General features: G+C 60.8%; 3 protein-coding genes. 1 reads left to right on the top strand and 2 read right to left on the bottom strand.

Annotation, left to right across the window (positions count from 1 at the left end; genetic code table 11):
• The first annotated feature begins 146 nt into the window (after window positions 1-146).
• Window positions 147-503, top strand: a complete 357-nt coding sequence (spoVAE, locus tag I6E42_RS12620) for a stage V sporulation protein AE (RefSeq protein WP_235372363.1) — start codon at window positions 147-149, stop codon at window positions 501-503.
• Window positions 504-548: 45 nt separating this feature from the next.
• On the opposite strand, the gene I6E42_RS12615 is transcribed toward spoVAE, so the two are convergent.
• Together I6E42_RS12615 and I6E42_RS12610 are read right to left on the bottom strand one after the other, a co-directional pair.
• Window positions 549-2198 carry a hypothetical protein gene (locus tag I6E42_RS12615; RefSeq protein WP_235372359.1) on the bottom strand — a complete coding sequence of 550 codons (1650 nt, stop codon included), beginning with the start codon at window positions 2196-2198 and terminating at the stop codon, window positions 549-551.
• Window positions 2195-2752, bottom strand: coding sequence for an RNA polymerase sigma factor (locus tag I6E42_RS12610; protein WP_235372358.1), 558 nt, complete (start codon window positions 2750-2752; stop codon window positions 2195-2197). The genes I6E42_RS12615 and I6E42_RS12610 overlap by 4 nt, the downstream gene beginning before the upstream one ends.
• Between the last annotated feature and the right edge of the window lie 251 nt (window positions 2753-3003).

Below are 3003 nucleotides of genomic sequence, written 5' to 3'. Positions count from 1 at the left end.
AAGCCCCGGAGATTTTTTGGGTACTTTTGTATCTCTACAAAAGTACCTCGCCCGGGGGCGAAACATCCCCATCTTCCGTCCCGCCCGCAGGCGATGACTTAATACAAACTAAAATTTATCATTTCCACAGGAGGTTCCGTTTCACGATGGAATATTTAAAAGCATTTCTATGCGGAGGCATTTTTTGTATCATCGGGCAGGTCCTCATCGACAAGACCAAGCTGACCCCCGCCAAGATCCTAGTGAGTTACGTCACCGCCGGAGTAATTCTGAGTGCCCTGGGCCTATACCAGCCCCTGGCAGACTGGGCAGGTGCCGGAGCCACGGTCCCTCTCACCGGGTTTGGCCACCTGCTGGCCAAAGGCGTCAAAAAAGCGGTGGCGGAGCAGGGCTTTCTGGGCGCTCTCACCGGCGGGGTCACCTCCGCCGCGGGCGGCATTACCGCCGCCATCTTCTTCGGATTCCTGGTGGCGTTGGTGTGCAAACCCAAGCCGAAAAGCTGACAACAGGCGCGGCCCTTTCCATCGGGCCGCGCCTGTTTCCATTCTTCACTCCGTATCTTCCGGCTGGCGGACCTCCAGGTAGTAGTGCTCCTGGTCCGGGTCCAGTACAACCGTCTTCACACCCTGCTCCAGATCAAAACCGAAGTTCTGGCGGGCGATCTCGATCTGTCCCCGGTCCTCCAGGGTGGCGGTCTGCGACGTACAGGCCAGGTTAGAACCCAACTTCGTCACCATGTCGTAACCGTACACCCCTTGGTTTTCGGTATGGGCGCAGTAGAAGTCGAAGCTGGCCTCCCTGGTCATCTCCGCCGTCAGCTCCACCGACTGTCCCGCGGGGATCGTGACCTCCGCCTTCAGGTAGAACACCCGGTCTGAATTTGTCACATCGTTCTCCTCCAGCCAGCCGGTATCGTACCGCTGGACAGGCTGCTCCGACAGCAGGCCGTAGGCGGCGAGGTCCTCCCGCAGCAGACCGTAGTACATCTCAAAATCCACTCCGCTGCCGCATACCTCCTGCACTTCCCGGTACATCAGCGCGGCAGCCTCCCGGAGAACGGTGTCCAGGTCTGTCTCATACCGCCGGATGGTCACCCCGGCCTCCACCGTCGCCTGGGTATCCCAGCCCCCGGTCACATAGCCCTGGTACGCCATGTTCTCCACATCATCCCCCAGAACGATGAGGTAATAGGGATCGCCGTACCCCTTCTCCCACTCCTCCCGGATGGAGAAGCCCTGACCCATGAAGTGGTTCTCCTCATCCCGGCTCATGGAGTGGAACCCATAGGACAGCACAGTGGTTTTGCCGTAGTCCATCTTAAAGGTCACACGAATGGAGGGGTTGGGGACGCCCTTGCTCTCGTCCGCCTCCGGTCCCCAGGCGTCCGTGAATTGGTAGACCACCGCCGGGGTGCCGCTCAGGTCCGGGTACTCTCCCAGCGCCTTTTCCGCATAACGCCCGTCAGACAGCAGGGCCTTGTACGCCTCCCAGGAGTTGGGCTGCTCCAGATTGCGGCTGCCCGGGTTCTCTCCTGTCTCTCCATAGTCTTCCCAGGCCCCCTGGAACCCGCCGGAATAGCCCCCCGCGTGGAGGACCGTTTCCAATGTCTCACCGTCCGCCGCAAGGACGGGGGCTTCCTTTGACAGCTCTTGCAGGGAACTGACAAAAGGATACAGAAGGGAAACAGTCTGATCGGTGTCTAAGGCGTTAGTCAGCGTATAGGCATCGGTGACCAGAATGTCAGAGGACGACTGCCAGAGACCTCCCTCCGGGAACCACTGGTTGTAATCATCCAGCACCTCCTGCCGCTCCGCCTCCGTCAGGTCCCGACGGGAGGCGGCCTCCTCCTCGTTGGACCACCACACCCGCACCCAAGGCTGAAAATCCAGGGTGATGTTCCGCTCCGCCGTAATGGCATCATTCTCCTCCCGCAGGGTCAGCGGAAAGACCGGTCCGGCATAGGACATGAAGGTGCTGGCCCCGTCGGTTCCGGAGCCGGAGCCCCCGTTGGCGGCCCCTCCGCCCATGCGGGGCAGGAAATAGCTGCCCACCCCCACCACCAGGGCCAGGGCGGCGGCCAGAGCGGTCCAGCGCTTCCAATGAGGCTTCCCGGAAACGATAGTCTCCGCCGCCTCGTCGATCTTATAGTCCCCAATATCGCTCATAGCGCGGAACAGGCGCTCGCTTTTCTCGCTCACAGGACGATCCCCTCCTTTTCCAGCGCGCGGCGCAGACTGCCCCTCAAGCGGAACAACCGCTGAGCCATCTGCTTGGGGGTGTTCCCCAGTTGGACCGCCAACTCGTCCACCCGCTGGCCGTACCAATAGCGGCGGACAAAGGCTACCCGGTCCAGCTGAGGCAGACCGTCCAGCCAACGGTCGATACAGTCAGACACCAATCCCGCCTCGGTCTCCGCTTCGGCGCTGGGGGAAGCGGGGATGCAGCCCTCCAGTTCCGACAGCAGTACCTCCAGCCCCGCCCCCCGCTTTTGGGCCTTTCTGGCCCGCCAGCGGTCGATGGACAGGTTTCGGACGATCTTGGCCAGATAGGCCCGCAGGGAGCCGGGACGCTGGGGCGGCATGGTGTCCCAGGCCCGGTGCCAGGTGTCGTTGACGCACTCCTCCGCGTCCTCCCGGCTGGACAGAATGTTCTGGGATAGTTTGCGGCAAAGCGCGCCGTATTTTTCGTCAGAGGCTGAAATGGCGTACTGGTCCCTGGCCCAGTACAGGTCGATAATGGCACTGTCTTCCACCGGACCTCCTCCCTTCCTGTCCGCCGTCGGCCCTTCATTGATTCAGACGGAATTTTGGCGTGTTTATTGCGAAGAACTATAAATTTTAGTTTGTATTAAGTTATCGCCTGCGGGCGGGACGGGGATGGAGATATTTCGCCCCCGGGCGAGGTACTTTTGTAGAGATACAAAAGTACCAAAAAAATCTCCGGGGCTTCGGCCCCGGTCCCCAAGGGGCGTCCTACAAAAAAGCCTTCCTTACGTCCGGCGCC

The sequence above is a fragment of the Pseudoflavonifractor phocaeensis genome (assembly GCF_021531815.1).
In the GTDB taxonomy this organism is placed as follows: Bacteria; Bacillota; Clostridia; order Oscillospirales; family Oscillospiraceae; genus Lawsonibacter; species Lawsonibacter phocaeensis_A.
This window is presented reverse-complemented; position numbering and strand designations above follow the sequence as displayed.